At 69.4% G+C, this 23,364-nt stretch carries 20 protein-coding genes; 8 read left to right on the top strand and 12 right to left on the bottom strand.

All coding sequences use genetic code 11. From position 1 onward, the window contains the following. The first annotated feature begins 580 nt into the window (after positions 1 to 580). Entirely contained in the window at positions 581 to 1,150 is a 570-nt protein-coding gene (locus tag ABH926_RS31135; RefSeq protein WP_370369454.1) for an RICIN domain-containing protein, read from the top strand. Positions 1,151 to 1,300: 150 nt separating this feature from the next. Here ABH926_RS31135 and ABH926_RS31130 read toward each other — a convergent pair whose 3' ends face one another. Then, entirely contained in the window at positions 1,301 to 1,900 is a 600-nt protein-coding gene (locus ABH926_RS31130) for a DUF6343 family protein (RefSeq protein WP_370369453.1), read from the bottom strand. A gap of 622 nt (positions 1,901 to 2,522) precedes the next feature. On the opposite strand from ABH926_RS31130, the gene ABH926_RS31125 reads away from it, so the two are divergent. The 6 genes from ABH926_RS31125 (at position 2,523) to ABH926_RS31100 (ending at position 7,480) form a co-directional block, all read left to right on the top strand. Beyond that, positions 2,523 to 2,750 (top strand): hypothetical protein, encoded by a 228-nt coding sequence (locus ABH926_RS31125; protein ID WP_370369452.1) that lies wholly within the window; start codon positions 2,523 to 2,525, stop codon positions 2,748 to 2,750. Between the two features lie 115 nt (positions 2,751 to 2,865). Then, complete coding sequence (locus ABH926_RS31120) at positions 2,866 to 4,266, top strand: ferric reductase-like transmembrane domain-containing protein (RefSeq protein ID WP_370369451.1); 1,401 nt, start codon at positions 2,866 to 2,868, stop codon at positions 4,264 to 4,266. A 14-nt stretch (positions 4,267 to 4,280) separates the two neighbouring features. Further along, positions 4,281 to 4,787, top strand: a complete 507-nt coding sequence (locus tag ABH926_RS31115; protein ID WP_370369450.1) for an FMN-binding protein — start codon at positions 4,281 to 4,283, stop codon at positions 4,785 to 4,787. Between the two features lie 5 nt (positions 4,788 to 4,792). Beyond that, positions 4,793 to 5,626 carry an FAD:protein FMN transferase gene (locus tag ABH926_RS31110; RefSeq protein ID WP_370369449.1) on the top strand — a complete coding sequence of 278 codons (834 nt, stop codon included), beginning with the start codon at positions 4,793 to 4,795 and terminating at the stop codon, positions 5,624 to 5,626. A 4-nt stretch (positions 5,627 to 5,630) separates the two neighbouring features. Beyond that, entirely contained in the window at positions 5,631 to 6,290 is a 660-nt protein-coding gene (locus tag ABH926_RS31105; protein ID WP_370369448.1) for a response regulator transcription factor, read from the top strand. 44 nt (positions 6,291 to 6,334) lie between these two features. After that, positions 6,335 to 7,480 (top strand): sensor histidine kinase, encoded by a 1,146-nt coding sequence (locus ABH926_RS31100; RefSeq protein ID WP_370369447.1) that lies wholly within the window; start codon positions 6,335 to 6,337, stop codon positions 7,478 to 7,480. A gap of 392 nt (positions 7,481 to 7,872) precedes the next feature. Here the strand turns inward: ABH926_RS31100 and ABH926_RS31095 are convergent, their stop codons facing one another. The 11 genes from ABH926_RS31095 to ABH926_RS31045 form a co-directional block, all read right to left on the bottom strand. Further along, positions 7,873 to 8,895 (bottom strand): LacI family DNA-binding transcriptional regulator, encoded by a 1,023-nt coding sequence (locus ABH926_RS31095; RefSeq protein ID WP_370369446.1) that lies wholly within the window; start codon positions 8,893 to 8,895, stop codon positions 7,873 to 7,875. A 57-nt stretch (positions 8,896 to 8,952) separates the two neighbouring features. Beyond that, the gene (locus ABH926_RS31090) at positions 8,953 to 11,049 is read right to left on the bottom strand and encodes a glycoside hydrolase family 2 protein (protein WP_370369444.1); all 2,097 of its coding nucleotides are present in this window, start codon (positions 11,047 to 11,049) and stop codon (positions 8,953 to 8,955) included. A 72-nt stretch (positions 11,050 to 11,121) separates the two neighbouring features. After that, positions 11,122 to 12,021 carry a carbohydrate ABC transporter permease gene (locus ABH926_RS31085; protein WP_370369443.1) on the bottom strand — a complete coding sequence of 300 codons (900 nt, stop codon included), beginning with the start codon at positions 12,019 to 12,021 and terminating at the stop codon, positions 11,122 to 11,124. Next, on the bottom strand, positions 12,018 to 13,106 hold the full coding sequence (locus ABH926_RS31080) for a carbohydrate ABC transporter permease (protein ID WP_370369442.1): 1,089 nt from the start codon (positions 13,104 to 13,106) through the stop codon (positions 12,018 to 12,020). Before ABH926_RS31080 ends, ABH926_RS31085 begins: the two co-directional genes overlap by 4 nt. A 29-nt stretch (positions 13,107 to 13,135) precedes the next feature. Then, complete coding sequence (locus ABH926_RS31075) at positions 13,136 to 14,548, bottom strand: ABC transporter substrate-binding protein (protein ID WP_370369441.1); 1,413 nt, start codon at positions 14,546 to 14,548, stop codon at positions 13,136 to 13,138. A gap of 254 nt (positions 14,549 to 14,802) precedes the next feature. Then, a complete protein-coding gene (locus ABH926_RS31070) occupies positions 14,803 to 16,779 on the bottom strand; it encodes a ricin-type beta-trefoil lectin domain protein (protein ID WP_370369458.1) in 1,977 nt (658 codons plus the stop codon). A gap of 414 nt (positions 16,780 to 17,193) precedes the next feature. Continuing rightward, positions 17,194 to 17,649, bottom strand: a complete 456-nt coding sequence (locus tag ABH926_RS31065) for a hypothetical protein (RefSeq protein ID WP_370369439.1) — start codon at positions 17,647 to 17,649, stop codon at positions 17,194 to 17,196. Between the two features lie 281 nt (positions 17,650 to 17,930). After that, positions 17,931 to 19,946: a discoidin domain-containing protein gene (locus ABH926_RS31060; protein WP_370369438.1), complete on the bottom strand. Its 2,016-nt coding sequence runs from the start codon at positions 19,944 to 19,946 to the stop codon at positions 17,931 to 17,933. Between the two features lie 205 nt (positions 19,947 to 20,151). Continuing rightward, positions 20,152 to 21,378: a hypothetical protein gene (locus tag ABH926_RS31055; protein WP_370369437.1), complete on the bottom strand. Its 1,227-nt coding sequence runs from the start codon at positions 21,376 to 21,378 to the stop codon at positions 20,152 to 20,154. Next, positions 21,375 to 21,773 (bottom strand): hypothetical protein, encoded by a 399-nt coding sequence (locus ABH926_RS31050; RefSeq protein ID WP_370369436.1) that lies wholly within the window; start codon positions 21,771 to 21,773, stop codon positions 21,375 to 21,377. Before ABH926_RS31050 ends, ABH926_RS31055 begins: the two co-directional genes overlap by 4 nt. Next, the gene (locus ABH926_RS31045; RefSeq protein WP_370369435.1) at positions 21,773 to 22,267 is read right to left on the bottom strand and encodes a SigE family RNA polymerase sigma factor; all 495 of its coding nucleotides are present in this window, start codon (positions 22,265 to 22,267) and stop codon (positions 21,773 to 21,775) included. The genes ABH926_RS31050 and ABH926_RS31045 overlap by 1 nt, the downstream gene beginning before the upstream one ends. A 290-nt stretch (positions 22,268 to 22,557) precedes the next feature. Between ABH926_RS31045 and ABH926_RS31040 the strand changes: the two genes are divergently transcribed. Further along, entirely contained in the window at positions 22,558 to 23,358 is an 801-nt protein-coding gene (locus ABH926_RS31040; protein ID WP_370369434.1) for a ferritin-like domain-containing protein, read from the top strand. Positions 23,359 to 23,364: the final 6 nt, after the last annotated feature.

The raw sequence follows: 23,364 nt of genomic DNA, 5'->3' as shown, positions 1-23,364 counted from the left end.
AGTGCGAGCCGCCGGGTGGGCGGCGAGGGCAGGATCGGTGCCCCGGAGTGGGTGGTCCGGGAACGGGTGAAGACGGCCGTCGCCGCGAGAGTCTTCTAAAATCAGTACCCGGATGTCAATGCTCTGGCGGTAAACAAGCAGTAAGCGCGTATTACCGGCGGGTCAAGTACGGGTACGACCGTTGTTGTCGCCTTTGCTGCGCCGCTGATCGCCGCAGGACTGCAGGGTGCTGCATATCGACCATTACCGATAACTACGGATCTCGCCGTAGTAGGTTCGAGTGGCAGATGTAGCCCATTCGGGGCATCCACTATCGGGCGTCACTGTGGGATTCCCGACAGGGTCTTCAGCTGCGATCGTCGCGGGCTGATAGCTCCGCCCTTATGTGCGTCCGGTGATTTCTTTACTATTTCTGAAGGATTCGAGCGTCAGGTTGCCCCCGGCGGCCCGGACCGGTCGTGGAAAACCAGAGTATTGACATAGGGTCCGCGGCGACTAATGTCCAACCCCGTCGACCGGTGTCGGACGGGCACCGGCACGTCCGGGCGGCTTCGGTCTCCCGCGAACCAGGGGGACAGACATGCATCGGCGATCACTGGTGGCGGTCCTTGCCGCCATCGGAGCCCTGTTCGGGTCCGGGATGCCCGCGGCGTCGGCGGCCCCGATCGGCATCGGTGCCGGAGCCGCTCGGCCGGCCGCGGCGTTCTCCAGCACCATCCACTCCGCCGCCACCGGAACGTGCGTCGACGTCCCCGGCGGGACCACGGACGTCAACGCCAACGTCGTCGGCGTGGCCTGCTCTGGCGCCGCGGAGCAGGGCTTCAGCTTCCAGCCGGTCGCCGGTCAGCCCGCCGGCACCTACAACGTGGTCAACGCGGCCAGCGGGCTGTGCCTGGCCCAGTTCCGCTTCGGCATTCGCCAGAGCGACTGCCTGCACACCATCCCCGAGAGCACCGGGCAAATGTGGACGCTGCTGACCGTGGACGCCGCGGCCCACGAGTACGTTTTCGAGCCGACCAACCAGGTCGGCGACACGCCGTACCGCTGCATGGGCGCCACCTCCACCGGGCCGGGGACGGCCATCCTCGGCAAGCCGTTCTACACCGCCGGGACTCCCGGCGACGTCTTCACTGTCGTCGGGCTCAGCTGAGCGGAGACGACGGCCCTGCTCCGCAGCCGCAGCGCGACGCGGTGTCCACGAGCCCGGGCGCGAGCGCCATCTGGGCCGTGGGCCGCGGCGGCGCGTCGACCGCCCCGACCCCGCTGGGGCTGCAACACGGCTGACCCGGAAGCCGGGAACTCAGTCGCCCCCCGGGGAGTTGGCCACCACCGCGGCCACCGGCGGGAGGGCCGTCGCGATCAGCGTCATGACAGTCGCGGTGGCGAATGAGTAGAACCTGATGAACGTCCACGCGACGATCATCAGGACCAGGCATGACGACATCATGGCCAGGTAGATGTGGACGCGGGTGTTCTGCGGCAGTGGGGGCCGCCGCCGGATCGGCCCCAGGGGCGTCTCGACCGGCCGGTAGGGCGGGATGTCCTGGCCCGGCTGCCAGTTGGGGCCCTGCCGGATGTGGATGAGGATGACGCCGATGTCCGCCACCACGAGGAGCCCGAACACCGTACAGGCCAGCACGAATCCGGTGGCGTGCTCGGTGGCGAAGAACACCGCTCCGGCGATCGCGTTGGCCAGTCCGATCAGAGCCAGGACCAGGCGCATCCGCAGGGGGCTGCGGGCGTGCATCGGCTCGTCGCCGCTGCGGATGCGGCGGGACTCGAAGCAGGCGTGCCGTGCCACGACGTACACCGGCCGCACTGATCGTGCGCAGACGTCGCTTGCGATGAGCGTCTCGTTGCGGTCGTCCGACCTGGTCCGCAGTCGGCGTCGGGGGCTCATGTCCGGACCTGCGCACTGGTCGGGGGGATCGCGGCGCGGCTTTGGCACGTCGGATTGCCGGTCCCGGTCCGGTGCCTTCGGACACTTCGGGAACAGCGTGGCGAGGGATGCCGCGGTCGTGGCGGTGACGACGGTGAATGGTGCTCGGGGTGATTTCGGGGAGCCCCCGGAAGACGGCCGCGAACGCTCGGGTCCACGTGAGCCGTCAGGGGTGCGGAGTGCATGCCGGACATTGCTCTTCAGGTCCTTGTCAGTCATGACAATCCGACGTGCCTGGCTGCTGACGTCCTGGTGGCTGAGACGTCGGATCGCTCGGAGCGGTTTCGGGCGCTGACATCGCGGGGAGTCCGGGTGCGGAGCCGCGATCGGAACGTGCTGTCGTGCCGTGTCCTTGACAATTCCCGGTGACCAGGATGGCGGGACCGATTGCGCTTCAGTGTGCTGACACAGATGATTCACGTCAATAGTCCGATTGCCGGTTTTCTAGACCGAATAATCAGCTATAGGCGGTAGTACGAGCATGCATAGTTTGCCCGATATTGATGAAGCACGCCGTCGGACGGGTCGGGTCTGCCGCGCGACGCCTACTACTACGTCCTGACCTTCCCAGTGAGGTCGAAGCGTGCTGAGCCGCATCTGGCGGATATACGCGGGCTTCGCCTGGCTGACCAACGCACTCAACCTGGACCGCACCGGCCTCGCCTCGGCGTGGTCGCGCACCGGGCCGGGCTCGATCGCCGACGTCCGCGCATCGCGGCATCCTGCGGGTGGGGCCCTGAGCGTGACCAGCGCTATGGCGGTGCTGCCGGCAAAGCAGGACTCGGCAGTTGTTGCCCGGCCGGACCGATGAGTCGGCCCCGCCGCTGCGCGGGGTGGGCCTGGTCTGTTACCGGTGTGTTATGCCCTGACGGAGACGGTGGTGTGGTGAGATCCCCGCACAGTGACGGGAGCCGTCTGTGTCTACTATGAGCTCCCACTCCGCGCAGCAGTCCCGTCACCGGGCCGGACCGTCCCCGCAGCGGCCTGCCGGCCTGCCGGGCGCGGGCCGCCTGTGGTCACGGGCGTTGCTGCTGGCCATCTGGGCCGGTGTGCCGGCCGTCCTGGCGCTGTGGTGGCAGGACACCATTCCCGGTTCGCTGGGCGGAGGTGGGGACTATGTGACCGCCGCCGGGCGCCTGTCCGGTCTGCTGGCCGCCTACCTGTTGCTGGTCCTGGTCGCGTTGATGGCGCGTATTCCCTGGTTGGAGAACCGGGTCGGCTCGGATGTGGTGTCGCGGTACCACCGGGCCCTGGGCGAGTACACCGTCGCGCTGGCGGTGGCCCACGCGGTGCTGATCATCCTCGGCTACGCCTGGCAGTCCGGCACCGATCCGGTCGCCGAGACGGGCACCGTCCTTCTCCACTATCCGGATGTGCTGTTGTCCGCCTTCGGCCTGGCCCTGCTCGTGCTGGTCGGGGTCGTCTCGGCCCGCGCGGTACGCCGCAAGCTGCCGTACGAGACCTGGTATCACATCCATCTGCTCGTCTACGTCGCGATCGCGCTCGCCTTCGCGCACGAGTTCGCCGTCGGCACGGACTTCTCGGCCTCGGCGCGCAACCGGCTGTTGTGGTCTGGTGCCCACATCGCCGTGGCTTTGGCGGTGGTGGTCTTCCGGGTCTTCGTGCCGCTGCGCCGGTCCCTGCGCCACGAGGTCCGGGTGGCCCGCGTCGAGGTGCAGGGGCCGGGTGTGGTGTCGATCTACTTCACCGGACGTGCTCTGGACGAGTTGGGCGCCCAGGCCGGCCAGTTCCTGCGCTGGCGCTTCCTGGCCCGCGGCCTGTGGTGGCAGTCGCACCCCTATTCGCTGTCCGCCGACCCTGAGCTGGGCCAGTGGCGGATCACTGTGAAGAACCTCGGCGACTCCAGTGCTGCCCTCACTCGGCTGCACCCCGGTACCCGGGTCTGGTTCGAGGGTCCCTACGGCACGTTCACCGAGCGGCGCCGCAGCCGGGCCCGCAAGGTGCTGCTGATCGCCGGAGGAGCCGGTATCACCCCGATCCGCGCGCTCTATGAGAGCCTGCCCGGTGTCGGCGCCGACGTGATCCTGCTTTATCGCGCCTCGCGCCCCGAGGACCTCGTCCTCTACCCCGAGCTGGAGGACATCGCCCGGCGGCGCGGTTTCGGTCTCTACCCGGTGATCGGCCCCCGCACCGGCCCCCGCGGCGACCCGCTGTCCGCCGCCCGCCTGCGGCACAGCGTGCCCGACATCGCGCAGCGGGACGTGTACCTGTGCGGGCCGACCGGGATGGCCGAGGCCGCCGAGGTGCAGCTGCGGCGGTCGGGCGTCCCCCAGCGGCGGATCCACCGCGAAGCGTTCGAGTTCTAGGAGGAAAAGCCGTCATGCGCAAGACCACGATGGCCCTGCTCGGCACCAGCGCCGGACTCGCCCTGCTCATCGGGGTCAAGGCCGAGTCCGCCGGTGCCCCGAAGTCCGCGTTGTCCGCCTCCTCCAAGCTGCCCGGTGCTTCCTCGCAGACGGGCGGCGCCTCCACGAACTCCACCGCCCCCACCGGTGGGGCCCCGTCCGGTGGCACTGGCGGTCAATCGTCCGGCTCACCCAACACCGTCGCGGTCAGCGGGCGTTTCACCGGCAGCGTGGTCGACACCCGCTACGGTCCCATGCAGGTCCAGGCCGTGCTCAGGGCCGGCAAGCTCACGGATGTCACCGTGCTTCAGCAGACCACCGGTGGCCACAGCTCACAGATCGACTCCTACGCCCTGCCCCAGCTCAAGGCCGAGGCGCTCAAGGCGCAGAGCGCCAACATCGACGCGGTGTCGGGCGCCACCTACACCTCCGGCGGCTATGCGCAGTCCCTGCAGGCCGCGCTCGATGCGGCCCACCGGTGACCGCCATGCGGATCGCCACCGAAGCCGTCATGGGTACGGTCGTCTCCCTCACCGCCCCCGATCCCGGCGACGCCGCCGTCTTCCAGGCCGCCGCAGCGGCGGCGTTTGCCCACCTTCACCACGTCGACCGGGTCTTCTCCCCGTTTCGGCCTGACAGCCCGATCAGCCGCATCCGCGACGGCCTGATGCCCGTCGCCGCTGTCGCCGGCCACCCCCACGGCGCGGAGATCCGCGAAGTCCTCGATCTGTGCGAGCGGTTGAAGCGGGCCAGTGGTGGCGCCTTCGACGCCTGGGCGGTCGGCGACCCGCCACGCTTCGACCCGTGCGGCGCCGTGAAAGGCTGGGCCGCCGAACACGCCTGCGCACTGGCCGCCGCGCAGGGCCTGTCCCGGCACATCCTCAACGCGGGCGGCGACGTGCGTCTGCGCGGCGGAAGGGATCCGGCTCCCTGGCGGGTCGGGATCACCGACCCGCACCGTCCGGGCACCCTGCTGACCGTGCTCCACCTGCGAGAAGGCGCCGTGGCGACCTCCGGCGGCGCGGAGCGCGGCGATCACGTCTTCGACCCGCGCACCGCGCGCCCCGCCACGGAACTGGCCCAGGTCACCGTCACCGGACCCGATCTCACCCTCGCCGACGGATATGCCACCGCCGCCCTGGCCGTGGCAGGCGATTCCGGTGGCCGCGCCTCCGTCCAGGCCTGGCTGACCACCCTTGCCGACAGCACCGGCTACCAGGCGCTGACCGTCGACCAGCTCGGTGCCACCTGGTACACCGTCGGCCTGCCCGACCTGCTCACTTCACCTGCCGCCGACCGGCTCGGGTCCGCGAGAGGATGATTCCATGCGGATCCTGATCGCCGAGGACGAACAACGCCTGGCCGCGCGCATCGCCGAGGGGCTGCGGGACCAGGGCATGGCCGTGGACGTCAGCCACGACGGCGACGACGCCCTGTACAAGATCGATGTCAACGCGTCCTACGACGTCCTGGTGCTGGACCGCGACCTGCCCGGTATCCACGGCGACGAGATCTGCCGCCGCCTGTCCGGCCGTGACGACGCCCCCATGATCCTCATGCTCACCGCCCTGTCGGGCCTCGACGACCGCGTCGACGGCCTCAGCCTGGGCGCCGACGACTACCTCGGCAAACCTTTCTCCTTCCCCGAACTCATCTTGCGCATCAGGGCCCTGGCCCGTCGTGGCCGCTCGCACACCGCTGTGCTCAGCCATGGCGACCTGACCATGGACACCCTGCGCCGCACCGTCCACCGCGCCGGCCGCCCGATCCCCTTGACCGCTAAGGAGTTCGCGCTCCTGCAGGTGCTTCTCACCGCGGACGGAGCCGTTCTCAGCCAGGAGCAACTCCTGGAGCGCGCTTGGGACGAAAACGCCGACCCGTTCACCAACACCGTCCGGGTCACCGTCAACCGGCTGCGCCGCAAACTCGGGGCGCCAGAGCTGGTGGAGACCGTCGTCGGCGCCGGCTACCGGATCACCCCATGACACGCCGCCTGCCCAAGTCACCCGGATGGCTGAGGCTGCCGCCGATGACCATCCGCACCCGTCTCACCCTCGCCTACGCCACCCTGTTCACCGTCGGCGGCACCGTCCTGCTGCTCACTCTCACCTTCGCCTTCTACCACGCGATCTTCCGTCCTCTGCCCGCCAACCAGGTCCCCGGCCGTGCGGACCCCGATCACGACCACTTCATCGGCCTCAGCGACCAGATCCGTGACTCCGCCGCCTCGCACCTGCTCCGCGACGCCTTTCTGCTGCTCTTGGTGGTGGTCGCCGTCTCCGCGCTGCTCGGCTGGTGGGTCGCCGGCCGGATGCTGCGCCCCATCGCCGCGATCACCGCCGCGGCCCGCCGCGCCAGCCGGACCACTCTGCACGAACGGCTCAACCTCACCGGTCCGGCCGACGAACTCAAGGAACTGGGGGACACCTTCGACGCGATGCTGGAGCGCCTCGACGCCTCCTTCGCCGCCCAGCGCCGCTTCGTCGCCAACGCCAGCCACGAACTGCGCACCCCCCTGGCCGTCACCAGAGCCGCCACCGAGGTCACCCTCGCGAAAGCCGAACCCACCCAGGAACAGTGGCGCCTCATGGCCAACGACGTCACCCAGGCCACCGACCGCGCCCAGCGCCTGATCGAGGCCCTGCTGGTCCTGGCCCGCTCCGAACAGCGCCTGACCGACGTCGAGGAGGACGACCTCGCCGACATCACCGCCGAGGCCCTCGACCACATCGCCGCACGGGCCCGGGCCCGTGCCCTGGACGTCGTCAGCCGGCTGGAACCCGCGCCCCTGCGCGGCAACCTCGCCCTGCTCGACATCGCGGTCACCAACCTGCTGGAGAACGCCGTCAAATACAACAACGAAGCCGGCCTGCTCCAGGTGAGCACCCGTACCGTCCGCCACCCCGCCGACACCGCCCACCCCGGCACCTGGGCCGAACTGACCGTGGCCAACGACGGCCCCCGCCTGGAACCCGCCACCGTGGAGCGGTTCTTCGAACCCTTCCACCGCGGCGACCGAACCCGCCTGTCCACCGCGATGCCCACCCCCGAAGGCGCCGGCCTGGGCCTGTCCATCGTCGACGCCGTCATCCACGCCCACCAAGGCCACCTCACCGCCACCGCCCGCCCCGAGGGCGGGCTGACCATCACCGTCCTGCTCCCCGGAGCACCCTGACACCGGAGCGCGCAGAGCCCGAGTCCCGATGCCGCGGATGATCAGGGCTCTGTGCGGCCCCTCCTGGGCAGATGGCCCGCTGCGATCACGCCGGAGAACACATGGTGGCCGAGGCCGCCTTGCTCGTCGACGAATCCGCGCTCACCGGCGAATCCGTCGCCGTGGACAAGTCTCCCGCGCACGACGCCGTGCCTCGGCCGGAACCGTGGTGGTGAAAGGCCGAGGGCACGCCATAGTGAGGGCGACGGGCAAAGACAGCTCCATCGGCCGCATCGCCGCGATGCTCGGCGGAACCAAAACTCTGACACCGTCGCAGCGTCGGCTCGCCGATGTCGGCAAGCTGCCGGCCGCCGCGCGACGGCTTGCCGATCACTCGGCCTGCGGTGTCGGTGTCACGGCGTCACCGTGCTCTCCCGAACCATCAGTTCATACGGTGCCCACAGCTCCTCCGGCGCCGTGTCGTCCTGATTGTCGAGTCGGGCGATCAGCCGGTCCACGGCCAGCTCGGCGATCCTCGTCTTGTCCGGCGAGATCGTGGTCAGCGTCGGGGTGTTGTAGCGGCCGGCCTCGATGTCGTCGAAGCCGACCACGGCGATGTCGTCCGGGATCCGTACGCCGTTGGTCAGCAGTGTGCGGATGGCGCCGAGGGCGACCAGGTCGTTGTAACAGAACACGGCGTCCGGCGGGCCCTGCGGGTGCTCGAGCAGGGCCGCCATCGCCTCGGCGCCGCTGGCGCGGTGGAAGCGGCGGGTCGTGACCACCAGGGATTCGTCGACGTCGAGGCCGCGGGCGGCGTGCGCGTCGCGATAGCCGCGGGTCCGGAGCTGCGCCGTTTCGCCGCTCTCCCACGGCTGGTCGCCGATGGCCGCGATGCGCCGCCGGCCCAGGGCCAGCAGGTGCTCCGTCGCGGTGCCCGCCGCCGCGACGTTGTCGATCGCGACGTGGTCGAAGGAGCTCTCCGCGATGCGCTCGCCGAGCAGCACCAGCGGCTGGTTGGCGCCGCGCTGGGCGAGGTCGGCGTGGGTGAGCGCCAACGGGCTCAGGATCACGCCGTCGAACATCGCCGCCGCGTTCGAGTCCTGCATGACCAGCTCGCGTTCCCGGTCCGGCTCGCCGTCGGTCTGGTCGACGACGACCGTGTAGCCGTACGCGCGGGCCTTGGTGATGACCGCGCGCGCCAGCTCCGAGAAGTACGGCACGTCCAGCTCCGGCACGACGAGCGTTATCAACCCGGTGCGGCCGCGCTTGAAGTTGCGGGCCATGAGGTTCGGCCGGTAGCCGAGCTCGGCGACCGCTGCCTCGACCCGCGCGCGCACCTCGTCGGAGACGGGGGCGTAGCCGTTCACCGCGTTCGAGACGGTGCGGATCGAGACACCCGCACGTTCGGCTACGTCGCGGAGGCGGACGCCGGCCATGGATGTCCTCCTACGGAAGTGGGGCTGGTAAGCACGCTGATATCAGGGATCATGGTATTAGCGCGCCGCTGGGTTGCCGTCGATCGCCGTGCGTCCGACCGGTCGCGTCGCGGCGTCCACCGAGGTGTGGCCGACGACCTCTCCGGCACAGACGAGCACCAGGTGCAGGCGTGCGACGTCTACCCCGGAGGGTATCCGCTCGCTGATCCGAAGGGGCTCGCTGAGACGGAACGGCCGCACCTTGGCGCTCCGGCCCGAGCCGACCTCGGACCCGAACCCCTGCGCGGCGGTGTACGGCTGCAACGCCGGACCCCAGACCGGGACGACGGTGACCTCCACCGGCTCCGAACCGTGGTGGGAGATCCGCACGTCGAACTCGACCGCGCCGTCGGCCGCGACGAAGTCGCATCCCGGAGCCAGCGGCGTGACGTCGGGGATGGCCACGGTCACGGCGTTCGTCTCGCTCGGCGGGTTGCCGCCGTCGTCCTTGGCCGTGCGGTCGAAGGCGTAGATCCCGGCCGTCTCGTGTTCGATGTCGTACAGCTCGGTCCACACATAGCCGGAAAGACCATCGTATCGTCGCAGCTCCAGCGTCTGCCAGCGCAGGTTCCAGCCCCGCTCGACACTCGTCAGGCCGCCGCCGAACTCGCTGTTGAGGTTCGGGACCGCCGGGGCGGGCCGGCCGTCGGCCATCAGTACCTTCTCGACCAGGACGCCGGGTCCGATGGGGACGGGGAAGCCGGGCTTGCCGTCGGCGAGCAGTGTGCGCACCTTGGCGGCCCAGCCGTCCGGGTACTCGTCGTAGATGTGCCAGTCGACCAGGTCGGTGGCCACGTGCGACCAGCCGGAGTCGTCCACGGCCGGCCGGCTCGCGTCGAGGTCCTTGAGCATCTCGTAGGCGCGGCGGGTGGCTTCCTGCTTGGCCGGATCCCCGGGCACGTCCCAGTCCAGGCCCCACTCCTCGTTGTACAGGCCCCAGATCACGACGCTCGGGTGGTTGCCGTCACGGCGCACCATCGGCTCGATCTGCGCTTCGAAGCGGGCCACGGCCGCCGGCGTGAAGATCCCGGTGCTGGCCGGCTCGGCCCACACGAGCATGCCGAGGCGGTCGGCGTGGTACAGGAACCGCGGGTCTTCGAGCTTGAGGTGCTTGCGGACCAGGTTGAACCCGGCGGCCCGGGCTGCTTCCAGGTCTGTCACGAACGCCTGGTCGTCCGGCGCGGTGATGCCGGTACGCGGCCAGTAACCCTGGTCCAGGACGCCGCGGACGTAGAGGCGCTCGCCGTTGAGCAGGATCTGGTCACCGTCGGTCTGGACGCTGCGCAGGCCGGTCGCCGCGCCGACCCGGTCCGTTCCGTCGGTGGATTCCAGCGTCACCGTCACCTCGTACAGGTGCGGATCGGCCGGGCTCCACAGGCGCGGCGCGGTGATCGGGAGGCGGAACGAGAGCGGCCGGGTCGGGTCGGTGACCTCGACGGTGACCGGCTGCTCGCCCGCGACCGTGGCGGTGAGGCGTACCGAGCCGGGCGAGTGGGGCGACCCGGCCGAGCCGGTCGCGCCGGTCGCGCCGGTGATCGACACGGTCGCCTCGATCGCGTCGAGCTCCGCACTCGGCCGCAGAGCCACGTCGGCGAGATACGTCGCCGGACGCGCCTCCAACCACACCGACTGCCAGATCCCGCTGCTCGGCGTGAAGGCACACACGTCATACACATCGCGCGGAATGCTGCGCTGCTTGCCGTGGACGATCTCCCGCTTGTCGAGCGGCGCGTGGACCCGGACGACCAGCGTGCCACGGCCCTCCGCGTCGAGCGCGTCGGTGATGTCGAACTCGAACGGCGTGGATCCGCCTTCGTGTTCGCCGACGGGCGTCCCGTTCACCGACACCGTCGCGATGTGGTGCACCGCGCCGAAGTGCAGCACGATCCGCTGCCCGGACCAGTCGTCCGGCGCGGTGATCTCGCGCCGGTACCAACCCCACTCCAGCCAATGCGCCTGCAAGCCGGAGGCCTGCGTCTCCCAGGCGAACGGGACGACGACGTGCTCGCCCCAGCCGTCCGGGTCACGGGAGAAGTCCCAGGTGCCGTTGAGGCTGAGCCAGGCGTGCGACCGGTCGAAGTGCGGCCGGGGGTATTCAGGACGAACGGTGGACAACGGTGCTCCCAGGGATGTGCGTGAAAGGGATGTGCGTGTGCGGAGGTGGTCTTCGAGCGGAGCGGTCGGGGATCAGCCGGTGAGGCTGCCCCGCAGCGCGCCGCCACGGAAGTACCTTTCGAGGAAGAGGAACAGGACGATCAGCGGTACGACTGTGACCAGGCCTCCGGTGATGAGCACCGGGACCAGTTGGGCCTGCGTGCCGGTCTCGGCGGCCTGCGACAGCGAGGACAGGCCGACCGTCAGCGGGTACAGGTCGTTGCGGCTGAAGATGATCAGCGGCAGGAAGTAGTTGTTCCAGATCGCCACGACGCTCAGCAGCAGCACCGTGACCAGGCCCGGCATCGTCAGCGGCAGCGCGATCCGGAAGAAGATCCGCAGCTCGCCGGCCCCGTCGATGCGCGCGGCGGAGATCATGTCCTGCGGCACCGAGGCGTCGATGAACGTGCGCATCAGGTAGATGCCGACCGGCGAGACCATGCTCGGCAGGATCATGCCCCAGATCGAGTTGACCAGCCCGACCTTGGCGTAGACCAGGAACAGCGGCAGCGCCAGCGCCGTGATCGGGACCAGGAGCGTGGACATCACCAGGTAGAACAGCGAGTTCGCGCCGCGGAAGCGGAACCGGGAGAACCCGTAGCCGGCCAGCGCGGACAGCGCGGTGGCGCCGACGGCCCCGGCCACGGCGTAGACCAGCGTGTTCTGCATCCAGTGCAGGTACACGCCGGCGCCGCTGATGTCCTTGCCGAGGTCGGCCAGGTTCTGGAACAGCCGGAAGGGCCGGCTGAACCAGAACCCGGGACCGGAGTAGACGCCGGACTGCGTCTTGGTCGCGTTGATCAGCAGCCAGACCAGCGGCGCGAGGATGAACACGGCGAAGGCCGCGCAGATCAGGGTCAGGACGGTCGTCGTGCCGCGGCGCAGTCCGTACAGCCGGACCGGGACGGCGCCGTCGTCGTGGCGTTGCTTCACCTGAACTCTCCGTTCCCGCGCCGGACCGCGAAGGCGCCGAGCGAGATCAGGCCGATGATCAGCGCGAGCACCACGGCCGCGGCGGCGCCGAGGTTGTATTCGCTGCTGCCGACCGCCGTGTTGTAGACGTACAGCGTCGGGGTGAAGCCGTACGAGACGGCCTGCGGCTGGAAGGACGACAGGATCGAGGGCTCGGTGAACAGCTGGAGCGCGCCGACCATGTTGATGAACACCAGCATCACGATCGTCGGCCGGACCATCGGCAGCTTCATCCGCAGGACGATGGTCCGCAGCGGTGCGCCGTCGATGACCGCCGCCTCGGTGACGTCCCGCGGGATGGCCTTGAGCGAGGCGTACAGGATCGTCATGTTGTAGCCGGTCCACTCCCAGATCACGATCAGGACGATGGTCGGCAGGATCAGCTTCGCCGAGAAGAAGTCGACGTGGCCGAACCCGAGTGAGCGCAGAGCCCGCGAGTACGGGCCGAACCCCGGCAGCAGCAGGAACGACCACATCACGGCCGCGACCACGCCGGGGACGGCGAACGGGATGAAGAAGACGGTCCGGAAGAACTTGCCGAACCGCACCACTCCGGCGTCGAAGACCGCCGCGAAGAAGAACGCGATCGCGATGGTCAGGGGTACCTGCACGACGGCGAACAGCAGGACCCGCCACACGCCGCCCCAGAACTCCGAGGAGCTGAGCACGGTGCGGTAGTTGTCCAGTCCCGAGAAGCGCGTGCCGCCGACCAGCTTGCTGGTGAACAGGCTCTCGTAGACCGCGTAGCCGGTCGGGACGATCATGAACAGGGTCAGGATCGCCAGGTGCGGTGCGACGAACACGGCGCCGGGCCACTGCCGGCTGCGTGCGCGGCGGCGCTTGAGCCCGCGCGCCGCCGGACCGCCGACCGGATTGCCAGCCGGACCGCCGGCCGGATTGCCAGCCGCACCCTCGGCCGAGGGACCATCCGTGCCGTCCCGTCGCGCTGTCCGCTGAGCCGGCGGCGCCTGTCCGTCCGGCACCGCGGGTGCGGGGCCCGCCGGCGGCTGCGTCGCCGCCACCGTGAATCCGCTCTTCTCGCTCACGTCCTCGTACTCTCTTCCTCAGCCGTTCCTCAGCCGTTGGTGACGGTGAAGCCCTGCGCCTTGGCGTAGTCGGTCATCTGCTTCTGGAAGGTCTGGAAGGCCTGCGGAAGCGTCTCGGTGCCCTTGGTCACCCCGGCGAACGTGGAGGTCCACTGGGTCAGCGCGGCGGTCATGATCGGCGGCCACTGGGTCTGGGCCAGGTGCTGCGCGGCGTCGGCGAACACGGCGTTCGGCTTGGAGTCGGCCGAGATCGGCAGCGTCGTGCCCTGGAAGCCCGCGTCGTTCAGCAGCGGCACGTAACCGGGGAACGCGCCGGCGACCGGCCCGCTGAGGATCTTCCAGGCGTCGGCCGAGCCGCCGAACCACTGCGCGAACTCCGCGGCCTGCTTGGCGTGCTTGGAGCCCTTGACCACCGCGAGCGTGGAGCCGCCCCAGTTGCCGGCCACGTTCTGCCCGGCCTGGGTCTGCGGCATCGGTGCCGCGCGCCAGTCGCCGACCGTGTTCTTGATGCTCAGCTGCATGCCGACCGGGCCCCAGGCCGGGCTCAGGCGCGCGGCGTCCGCCCCGGAGTCGAGGTTCGACCACTGCGCCGGCGAGAAGTCGGCGGCCGTGGTGACCTCGTGCTTGTCGATCAGGCCCTGCCAGTAGTTCGCGAAGGCGGTCTGCGCCGCGCCGGTGAAGTCGATGCCCAGGCTCTCGCCGCCGCTGTAGGTGAACGGGAAGGCGCCGTACTGCTGCATCAAGGCGAGCACGTCCTGCGTGCTCTCCGGGTCGAAGTTGGTGATCGCGGCGTTGGCGTCAGCGGCGTGCAGCTTGTCGGCGGCGGCCGAGAACTGGTCCCAGGTGGTCGGGACGCTCACCCCGGCGGCCGAGAACTGCTTGGCGTTGTAGTACAGCGCGAGCGGCCCGAGGTCGACCGGCATCGCGTACAGCGCCGAGCCCTGGCTCACCTGCGACCAGGCCGCCGGCGCGATGTCGGACTTCGAGGAGCTGACGCCGTACTGGGACAGGTCCACGAGGCTGTGGGTGATCTCGAACGAGGGGACCTCGAAGTACTCCAGCTGCGCGACGTCGGGGGCTCCGTTGCCGGCCTTCAGGACGTCGTTGAGCTTCACGTACTCGGCGGTGGTCGCTCCGGCGTTCTGCAGTTTCACGCAGATGTCCGGATGGGTCTTGTTGAACTCCTTGACCACCAGGTCGTAGCCGGCCGACCAGCCCCAGAAGGTCAGCGGGGTGGCGTTGGCCGCGCAGCCGGCGCCGGCCGCCGCGCCGGAGGAGGCGGGCCCGCCAGCCGCTGCCGGGGTCGCGCCGGACCCGGAACTGCTGCACGCCGCCGCCGAGACCGCCACCAGGGCCGCGGCCGTGAGGCCGGCCAGGCGGCGGCCGCCACGGCCGGTGAGCGCGCCGCGGGCCAGTCCGCCGCCACCGTGGGAAGTACGCATCGTCGTTCCTGCTCTCTGTGTCGTCGATCGATCTGTCGAGCTCGGTGGCCCAGCCCGGTGACCAGCGGGGATGCCGCGGTCTGCTGGTTCTGCAACGTTGCAGAGAACCGTAATACGGCGCTCTGCAACGTTGCAAGAGGATGAACATCACGGTTCGGTCCCGCTCGGTGCGGCGGGCCGAACCCGGCCGCGTCGGGGCGGCTTGGGGCGCGGTCGCTGGATTCAGCGACCGCCGGGTGCGGTGGTGCCAGCCGTCAGACGGCGGTCGTCCACTGCTGCGTGGACAGCCCGTTGCAGTCGTAGATCTGCAGCTGGGTCCCATTGGCGGTGTTCGCCTGCGGATCGTCCAGGCAGCGCCCGGACTGCGGGTTCAGCAACGATCCGTTGGCCTGCGGAACCCATTTCTGGCCGCCGCTACCGCTGCAATCGTTGAGTTCGACCTTGGTGAAGTTCGCCGTGCCGTTCGCGATGATGTTCAGGCACTTGCCGAACGCACGGACCGTCCCGTCCGGCTGCATCGCCCACTGCTGCCCCTGGACCCCGTTGCAGTCCCAGAGCTGCACCGCGTTGCCGCTGGTCGGCGTATTGGTGTTCACGTCGACACACTTGTTCGTCGACCCCGGACCGGTGATCGCGGCGGTCGGCGCGCCGGGCATGTTCCACTGCTGCGTGGACAGTCCGTTGCAGTCGTAGATCTGGAGTTGGGTCCCGTTGGCGGTGTTGGCCTGCGGGTCGTCCAGGCAGCGTCCGGACTGCGGGTTCAGCAGTGATCCGTTCGCCTGTTCACGCCACTGCTGGCCGCCGGCGTTGTCGCAGTGGAAGAGCTCGACCTTGGTGAAGTTCGCCGTGCCGTTGCCGTCGATGTCCAGGCAGCTGCCGAAGGCGCGTACGGTGCCGTCGGGTTCGACCGACCACTGCTGGCCGGGCACGCCGCTGCAATCCCAGAGCTGCACGGTGTTCAGGTCTTTGGAGGTGTTGGTGTTCACGTCCATGCACTTGTTCGTGGTGCCGGGGCCCTTGACCGCACCGGTCGGGCCGGGGGCCACGTCGTAGCCGAACGTGACCTCGCACTTGCCGTTGCTCAGGTGCGTGCCGGCCAAGTACAGGACGGTCGAGCCGGAGACCGACGGCAGGATGGGGGAGCTGTAGCCGGCGCAGGCCGTCTCCCCGGTGTCGTAGCCGCCGGTGGGGTTGGTGTTCACCGGCGCTGTCGTCTCGGTCCACGTCCCCGCGCCGAGATTCGTGTTGGCCATCAACACGGTCCCGGACTCGTCCTGCACGGTGATCGCCCCGTCGTTGCCGGAGACGACCCGCTGGCCGGAGACCAGCAGCGTGCCGTTCGGGCCGCCGATCGGCGACCAGGCCAGACCCGGCGTGTGCAGGAAGTGGCGTCCGTCGGAGGTCTGCACGAGGTTGCCCAGGCCCGAGGCGGGGGTCCAGTTCTCGCCGTCCGGTGAGGTCTTGAAGTAGACCGAGCACGCGGAGTCCGGGTCGTAGCCGGCTTTGCAGTCCTCGTACGTCATACCGTACGTACCGTTGGGCAGTTTGACGACCGTGGTCATGCCGGGGCGCTGCACGTTGTCCTGCACGGCGACGTCGTAGACCTCCGAGCCCCAGGTGGCGCCGCCGTCGGTGCTCACGACGTGCGCCAGTACCTGGTTGTAGCCGTTGGCCGAGGGCCGCTCGTCGGAGAAGTAGCAGACCAGATCGCCGTTGCCGGCCACCGCGAACTCCGGCTCCCAGATGCCGTGGCCCTGGGAGTTCGCCGTCCCGGACTCCGAGGCGCAGGAGCTGCGATAGCTCCAGGTGGCGCCGTGGTCGGTGCTGGCGAACACCTCGACGGCCTGCTGCGTGTAGTCGCCGTGGTTCCACGCCGTGCCGGAGGCCAGCAGCGTTCCGGCCGGCAGCGAGCCCTCGGCCCGCGGCAGCTCGAACAGCGTCGGGCCGTCCAGGTCCCAGCCGTGCACGGTGTCGGTGACGGTGCCGATCGGCGAGGCCGACCAGGTGTGGCCGTCGTCGGACGAGCGGTAGATGGGGAAGTTCGCCTTCTGCGACCCGACCCCGGAATGAGCGAAGGTGGCGAGCAGTTCGCCGTTGGCGGAGCCGCTGTCGGCGAGGCGGATCACCCGCGGATAGCTGGCGTCCTCGTTGGGGTTGGCGGACAGGTTCGGCGCGTACAGGACACCGGTGGTCGGCATCGCGGCGGCCGCGGCGGGCGTCTCGGTGACCATCACACCCACTGTCACCGAGCCGAGCAGCAGCAATGCGGCGGCGGCCGCTGTGCCGGCTCGGCCGAGCCGCCGGCGGAAGAATCGGTGTGGTCTGCCACGGATCATGGAATGCTCCTCGATCGCAGGTCTCTGCAACGTTGCAACGGCGAGTCGTCGGACGGTCTTGCAACGTTGCAGAGTGATGTGCGCGGAACGTTAGCGGGAGATGTCCGGCGCCACAAGCCCCGGGGTTTCGCAGCTCTCGGGCCTGGGCCTGGAGGACTTCGCTGTTTCCTCGAGCTCATCCGGTGACGATGCCGGGTGCGCGAACGCGGATCAGTAGGCGAAGCCCAGCTCCGGGCCGATGTACCGGAGCTGGGCTTCGCGGCCTCGAAGGCCCATCGGTAGTCCAGGCACGCTGTGTCGCCTGGTGTGTCAGGCCTTCACGGTGCCATCGTGATCCGCGCCGTCTTCAGACTCGCCGCGTACCGGCTCCGACTCGCGGTCGCGTGTCGTGTCCGTCGTGTCCGTCGTGGACGGCAGGTCTTCGTCGCGCTCACGATCGCGGTCGTCCTCGGCGAGCGGGCTGGGGTCTCCGCCGCCGCGCACACGACGGGTGCGCCGCACGTTCCGGACGCCGTCCCGCCGGGCCTGAGCGCGGAACCGGAGTTCATGGCGCAGTCCGGCGAGCAGCAGGAACAGGCCGAACATGGCGACCGCGCCGACGACCGCTCCCCAGAAGAACAGTTGACCGGACGAACCGTGAAAATCGTGCCCGAAGGCGTGGAAGCCGCCGGGCAGCTGATGGCTCGCGCCGCGGTTGTCGAGTACGGCGACGGCGCCCACGACACCGGCGCCGATCAGGATGATGAGGCCGAGGATAAGCAGCATGCTGACTTCCTTTGTCGGCCGACCCGAAGGGCCGGATACGGACGGGACCTTGGACCGCACATCCGAGGACGAACAGGGTTCGCGAACGACGAAGTGCGGACCGGGTCCCGCGCATACCCGGCAATCCTTGTTCCACGCAATCCAGGCCCAGGCAATCAGCTACTCCGCGGCGCGACGCAGCACTGGGTCGGAGAAAGAGCTGCGGCCGGGGCCCTCGCGGGGCGCCGGCCGCAGCCTGCTAATGCGTCAGATCGCTGGATATCGTTGTTCTACCTGACGGTTCACCAACCCACTGCGACGACCGCGTACTGCGGGTTGTTCACCGAGATGTCCGAGCTCTGGCCCGCGTCGTCATCGTAGGGGAAGCCGTACTGCATCCCGTTGATGGCGTTCTGGTGCCAGAACTGCGCGTAGTAGTTCGCCGGCCCGGCCTGGTAGAAGTTCGCCGGGATCGACTGCTGCGCCGCCGGGAGTTGGGCCACGTGCCGGTTCAGGCCCGCGCACAGCTGCGGGTTTCCGGACAGGGTGCCGCCGCAGCCGAAGATCTGCGGGGTGCTGTCAGCCGTGTCGCCGTTGGCCGCCGCGTACGCCTGGAAGTAGTTCGCGTACGCGCCGCCCGTCTGGAACGCGGCGTCGTTGCCCGGCGACGGGATGCCGTAGGGGGCGTTGTCCGTGGCCAGTTCCTTGAACTCGGTCGGGACCGAGGACTGGAACCGGTTGAACGTCGCCGTGCGGCTCTCCTGGAAGGTGGCGTAGTTCTCGCCGACCTCCTGCTCGTTTCCGCTGTGGTCGTGGACCAGCAGCGCCAGCTTCAGGCCGAACCGGTCGACGCGGGTGGTGTCGACGTTGATGAAGGTGGCCCCCACGGTGAACTCGATGAAGTCGTAGTAGGGGCCGTTCGGCGTGCCGAGGTAGAAGTACATGCGGCCGGCCGAGTTCGCGGGCATGTCGATGTACCGCTGCTGCGCGATGGACTCGGTCTGGCCGTTGAAGCTCCAGTAGACCTGGCTGTCGGGGTACTGGCCGTTGGTCTGGTTCTGGATCATGAACTCCATCACGTGCGTCGCCGGCGGGATGGAGGAGACGTTGCCCCAGAACGCCGCCGGCGGGGCGCCGGTGCCGCCGCCGGCGTTGACCGTCCACCCGAAGGTGGTCGAGCCGGTGGCACCCGTGGTGTCCTTGGCGGTCACGGTCACGCTGGAGGTGGCCGCGGTGGTCGGCGTGCCGGTGATCAGGCCCGAAGAACTGATCGACAGCCCGGCCGGCAGGCCTGTCGCACTGTAGGTCAGCGTCTGGCCGGCCACCGAGTCGGTGGCGCCCATCTGCAGGCTGACGGCCGTGTTGACGACGCTGGTCTGGTTGCCCGGGTTGGTGACGGTGATCATGTCACCGCCGACGGGAGCGGCGGTCAGGACCTCGAACTCCCACAGGGAGTAGCCGTACTGGGTGTTGCGCGCGGTCCCGTACATGCGGACGTAACGGCCGGAGCCGCTGACCGTCAGGTTCTCGGTGCCGCCGGGGCCTGTGGTCGTGGAGTAGATCGACGTCCAGGTCGTGCCGTCGTTCGAGGTCTGGATCTGGTAGGCCTTGCCGGACGCCGTCTCCCACTGGAGCTGGATCCCGCAGATCTGCTGTGCCGAGCCGAGGTCGACCTGGAGCCACTGCGGGTCGCTGAACTGGCTGGACCAGCGGGTTCCGGTGTCGCCGTCGACCGCGTCCGCGGCCGGCGTGCCGGCGTTCTCGACCGACGAGGCGGTGGCCGGGTGGTTCAGGGCCGCGTTGTTGTCGCAGGTGCCGCCGCCGGTGCCGGCGGTGCCGTAGACCTGGAACTCCCAGATGCTGTAGCCGTACTGGGTGTTCCGGGCCGTGCCGTACATGCGGATGTACCGTCCAGACCCTGATATGTTCAGGGTCTCGGTGCCGCCGGGGCCTGTGGTCGTGGAGTAGATCGACGTCCAGGTCGTGCCGTCGTTCGAGGTCTGGATCTGGTACGCCTTCGCAGAGGCGGTCTCCCACTGGATCACGACCTGATTGATCGTCGAGGTCTGACCGAGGTCCACTTCCAGCCACTGCGGGTCGCTGAACTGGCTGGACCAGCGGGTTCCGGTGTTGCCGTCGACCGCGTCCGCGGCCGGCGTGCCGGCGTTCTCGATCGACGAGGCGGTGGCCGGCTTGCCCTGTGAGAGCAGGGTGCCGGCGGCGTGGGCCTTCGGCGCGGTACTGACGAGCATCACGCTTGCCACCAGGGCGATCATCATCACCAGGATGGCGTATGGTCGGCGCTTTGTTCCGGTCATGGAGCTGCCTCTCTCTGCCGGCCTGGGCCGGCACCTCAGGGACGGATCGGGGATCCGCGTGGCGGTGAGTGCGGCTCGGCCGGCAGTGTGCGCCAGGCTGCCGTTGGAGAGCGCTCTCCCATGAGATTCGGTTTACAGAGGGGCAACGGGACAGTCAAGGAAATGTGGTTCCGGAACTCAGAGGCCTCAGAAAGGGCTGGTCCCGTCAGATGGCGTAGGACCAGACTGTCAGCATGTAGGAGCCGTACCAGCACCCGAACAGCGCGGCGCAGGCTATGGCGACGGCTCTGGAGGCGGGCCGGGCGCGGGCCAGCGCGTCGGCCATCGGGATCAGGAAGACCAAGGCCGGTATGAGCAGCCGCGGTTTGGAGTGGTAGTAGTTGCTCTGCCCGAGGGTCAAGATCATGATGACGGCGCCGTAGGCGAGCAGCGGGGGCCAGGTCCGGCGACAGCAGGCCAAGATGGTGACGGCGAGGTGCGCAAGGAGCAGGAGCGCGACGCTCACCTGAACCCAGCCGTCCCCTGTGGTCAAGGACTGCGCCAGATACTTCAGGAATGAACTGCCCCAGTCCCAGCGGGTGCCCCAGGCTTGTTGGATGGTGAACCAGGCGCCGGGCGTGCCGGCCCTGTTGGCGACCCACAGCAGGTAGACAGGCATGCCGAGGCTGCCGATGACGACGCCGGCGGCCGGCCGCCACTCTGCTTTTCGTCGCCGGTACAGATACAGCGACGCGGCGACGGCCAGCGCCACGGTGGCGGCCACGCCCGCAGGACGAGTCAGACCTGTCAGACACGCCAACAGCCCGGCGGTGAGCCATGCACGGCGCTCGGCCGCGAGCAGAGTGCCGGCGGCCAGGGCGAGGAACAGCGACTCGCTGTAGGCCATGAAGAACGCCAGCGACATCGGCTGGGCCATCGCGAGCAGAACGATGCCCATCGTGGCCGTGCGGCGGTTGTACAGACGTGTCAGCAGGCGGTGCACGGCCAGCAGGGCTGTGATCATCGACAGCTGGGACACGACGATCGCGGCGCCTTCCCAGCTCAGATCCGTGACCGTGTGGACGGCGCGGATCAGAAGCGGGAACAAGGGGAAGAAGGCCAGATTGTTGCCCCAGATCTGACCGTCCGCGGTGTAGGTGAATCCGCTGGGATAACCGTGCGCCGCGATCTCCACGTAACGCTGGCCGTCCCAAGCCTGCAGGCGATCGGCGATGCCGGGGCCGCCGGCGGGGATCATGGCGGCCAGCAGTGCGATGTGCAGCACTGCCGCGGCGATGTAGACGAGCAGTACTGGTTGTCCGGCGTGCCAGGCGCGCCGGCTTGGTGTCTCGGTCGGCGGGGTAGCCGGGTTCGCAGGGGTCGCTGAGTTCGCCGAGTTCGCCGGGGTCGACTTGGTCGCGGGTCGCTGGTGGTCGAGAAGCGGCAGCGTCACGGTTGACCGCCGGAGTTCCTGGACGACCCCGTGGACGAGGACGGATCGCCGAGCGAGGGCGAGGAGACGGAGTCGGCGGAGCTGGAAAGGGGATCCGCCGGGAGGCTGGTCCCGGTCGCAGGGGGCGTCGTCGGCACCGGCGCCGGCGCGGTGGTCGACGGGTGCACACCGGGCGAGGGCTCGTCGCGTTGCGGGGAACCTGCTGCCGTGGTGACGGCCAAGACGATCGCGGCGCCCATCCCCGCGCCTCCGATCACCGCCGCGGCCACCCGGCGCCGGCGGCGGGCCTTGCCGCGACCGGTGATCCGCTCGGGTGTGGACGGCGTGGCCTGCGACGCCGCCCGGGATGCCGTGTGCCGCAGGGCCGCGGCGATGCGCTCGTCGTCGGGGGACATCACGGGGTCTCCTCACTGGGGGAGGTCTCGCCGAGGAGCGCGGCGAGAGCGGTCCGGGCCCGGGACAGGTGGGTTTTGACGGTGCCGGAGGCCAGCCCGGTCTCGGCGGCGATCTGGTCGACCGGCAGATCGCAGACGTAGAACAGCGCGGCGCAGATCCGTTGCCGGGCCGGCAGGACCCGCAGTGCCGACGTCAGGTCCACGCCGCCGGGGTCCGGTCCCGGCACCAGCTGCGCGTCGTCACGCCGCAACCAGGCCTGCGCCCCGACCCGCGCCCGCCGCCACCGGCTGACCGCCAGGCGCCAGGCGGTGCGCCGCACCCACGCCTCGGGCGCACCGTCGCGATCCAGGGCACGCCGATGCCCCCAAGCACGCTCGAAGGCCTCTTGGACGACGTCCTGGGCTTCGTGCAGATCACCGGTCATCGTGTACAGCTGGCCGACAAGCCGACGAACCGAGTAGGTGTAGAACTCGGTGAACTCCTCCTCGGTCAATGCCGACTCCTTGCTGATGGGAACACTGTCACTAGTTCTACGCACCGCGGAGCGAACTGGGTTGACAAGAAAATGGCGCGTTCGGGGCAGGGGCCCCGGCGAGGTGGTCTGGACTGCGGCTGGAGGCCAGGTGATCGACTTGCGTGCCCGCGCGACGTGTCCCGCAGGCGCATGCCAGGACCCCCGCGTCAATCGTTCGGGCTAGCGGCGCCGGTGGGGGACTGGCGGGGTGCGGCAGGGCGGCATTGACTTGGGGCAACGTACGGGCGCTATGCGGAAGGCGGTGCAGGATGCTCACGGCCGCGAGTCTGTTCGGTGAGATCCGGGACAACGACCAGTCCTACCGGCTGTTTTGCAGCATCGCCATGCAGGGCGAGAGCCAGGGCGGCTGGGAGAACGGACGCATCGCCCGGCTGGTACCCGATCCGGTCCTGGCGCCGAAGGTGGCCAGGCACGGTGCGGACGAGGACAAGCACGGGCGTATCTTTCGCGGCCTGCTGCGCAAGCGTGGACTCGAGCCGGTCGAGGTGCCGCCCGAAACCGACTACACAATGCTTCTCGAACGGCAGGGCATCGGGCTGGCCCATGAGCGGTTGCGCCGCGATGAGCCGCTGACCGAGCACGATGTGCTGGTCTATCTCGTGCACAGCAGGGTGACCGAGCAGCGCGCGGCCGAGCAGATGCGCCTGCTGCGCAAGATCTTCGGCGATGATCCGGAGATCGGGCGTGCGGTGCGGATGATCTGTTCCGACGAGAACAACCACCTCGCGTATTGCCACGAAGAGCTGCTCCGGCTGTCCGCGCAAGGGCATCGTGGCGAGATCGACGCTCTGCTGCGCACCACCGCGCTCGCGGAGATCCGCGTCTACCGCACGGTGAGCCTCGCGGTGATGAAGCGCATGGGGCGGATCTTGCAGTGGCCTCGTTGGAAACAGGCGGTGCTCGGGCTCGGAGTCAACGCCGTTTACTGCTACGAACGACTGGGCGGCCATCGCCGAATGAGTGTGCTCAAGGCCCCGCCGCCTGCCTTGCGCAACGCGATGGGCCGCACAGGGCCCTCCGAGTCTGCCCTCCACCCCGCTGGTCCGTAGCGCATC

Source organism: Catenulispora sp. GP43, assembly GCF_041260665.1.
Lineage (GTDB): Bacteria > Actinomycetota > Actinomycetes > Streptomycetales > Catenulisporaceae > Catenulispora.
Note: the sequence above shows the minus strand (reverse complement) of the source record. Positions and strands in the feature narration are given on the sequence as shown.

Bases quoted from the DNA above. Each gene is read 5' to 3' on its own strand.
- ABH926_RS31040 (WP_370369434.1), top strand. From the start codon at position 22,558: ATGCTCACGGCCGCGAGTCTGTTCGGTGAGATCCGGGACAACGACCAG.
- ABH926_RS31120 (WP_370369451.1), top strand. From the start codon at position 2,866: ATGAGCTCCCACTCCGCGCAGCAGTCCCGTCACCGGGCCGGACCGTCC.
- ABH926_RS31135 (WP_370369454.1), top strand. From the start codon at position 581: ATGCATCGGCGATCACTGGTGGCGGTCCTTGCCGCCATCGGAGCCCTG.
- ABH926_RS31110 (WP_370369449.1), top strand. From the start codon at position 4,793: ATGCGGATCGCCACCGAAGCCGTCATGGGTACGGTCGTCTCCCTCACC.
- ABH926_RS31075 (WP_370369441.1), bottom strand. From the start codon at position 14,548: ATGCGTACTTCCCACGGTGGCGGCGGACTGGCCCGCGGCGCGCTCACC.
- ABH926_RS31095 (WP_370369446.1), bottom strand. From the start codon at position 8,895: ATGGCCGGCGTCCGCCTCCGCGACGTAGCCGAACGTGCGGGTGTCTCG.
- ABH926_RS31105 (WP_370369448.1), top strand. From the start codon at position 5,631: ATGCGGATCCTGATCGCCGAGGACGAACAACGCCTGGCCGCGCGCATC.
- ABH926_RS31060 (WP_370369438.1), bottom strand. From the start codon at position 19,946: ATGACCGGAACAAAGCGCCGACCATACGCCATCCTGGTGATGATGATC.
- ABH926_RS31070 (WP_370369458.1), bottom strand. From the start codon at position 16,779: ATGGTCACCGAGACGCCCGCCGCGGCCGCCGCGATGCCGACCACCGGT.
- ABH926_RS31115 (WP_370369450.1), top strand. From the start codon at position 4,281: ATGCGCAAGACCACGATGGCCCTGCTCGGCACCAGCGCCGGACTCGCC.
- ABH926_RS31130 (WP_370369453.1), bottom strand. From the start codon at position 1,900: ATGAGCCCCCGACGCCGACTGCGGACCAGGTCGGACGACCGCAACGAG.
- ABH926_RS31100 (WP_370369447.1), top strand. From the start codon at position 6,335: ATGACCATCCGCACCCGTCTCACCCTCGCCTACGCCACCCTGTTCACC.
- ABH926_RS31065 (WP_370369439.1), bottom strand. From the start codon at position 17,649: ATGCTGCTTATCCTCGGCCTCATCATCCTGATCGGCGCCGGTGTCGTG.
- ABH926_RS31050 (WP_370369436.1), bottom strand. From the start codon at position 21,773: ATGTCCCCCGACGACGAGCGCATCGCCGCGGCCCTGCGGCACACGGCA.